The sequence below is a fragment of the Methanobrevibacter cuticularis genome (genome assembly GCF_001639285.1).
In the GTDB taxonomy this organism is placed as follows: domain Archaea; phylum Methanobacteriota; class Methanobacteria; order Methanobacteriales; family Methanobacteriaceae; genus Methanobaculum; species Methanobaculum cuticulare.
The window spans coordinates 1-854 of the sequence record NZ_LWMW01000048.1; the positions used below are offsets into that span (position 1 = coordinate 1).

Annotated in this window: 1 protein-coding gene; it reads left to right on the plus strand. The window is 32.8% G+C overall.

The window, feature by feature from the left end; genetic code table 11:
• Positions 1–854, plus strand: an 854-nt coding sequence (locus tag MBCUT_RS11145) for a hypothetical protein (protein ID WP_169805354.1), incomplete at both ends; no start/stop codon positions are given.

The following is an 854-nucleotide window of genomic DNA, read 5'->3' on the forward strand; positions in this document are numbered from 1 at the left end:
AGTAATTCTACAACTTTTACTGTAGCTAAGAATAGTACTAATTCAACTGTTGTTGTTAGTCCTAATCCTGTTAGTATTGGTAATAATGTCACTGTTAGTGGTGTTTTGGCTAATTATTCTGGGATATCTAGTGTCATTGTTACTGTTGATGGTATACAGTTTATTGTAGCTGTTGATGGTTCTGGTGGTTGGAGTTTGAATTATACTACTGTTCGTACTGGTTCTATTAATGTTGTTGTTGGTCTTTCTGGTAATGATAATTACACAAGCTTTATTAATTCTACAACTTTTACTGTAGCTAAGAATAGTACTAATTCAACTGTTGTTGTTAGTCCTAATTCTGTTAGTATTGGCAATAATGTCACTGTTAGTGGTGTTTTGGCTAATTATTCTGGGATATCTAGTGTTACTGTTACTGTTGATGGTATACAGTTTAATGTAGCTGTTAATAGTACTGGTGGTTGGAGTTTGAATTATACTACTGTTCGTACTGGTTCTGTTAGTGTTGTTGTTGGTTTTGCTGGTAATGATAATTACACAAGCTTTATTAATTCTACAACTTTTACTGTAGCTAAGAATAGTACTAATTCTACTATTGTTGTTAGTCCTAATTCTGTTAGTATTGGTAATAATGTCACTGTTAGTGGTGTTTTGGCTAATTATTCTGGGATATCTAGTGTTACTGTTACTGTTGATGGTATACAGTTTATTGTAGCTGTTGATGGTTCTGGTGGTTGGAGTTTGAATTATACTACTGTTCGTACTGGTTCTGTTAGTGTTGTTGTTGGTTTTGCTGGTAATGATAATTACACAAGCTTTATTAATTCTACAACTTTTACTGTAGCTAAGAATAG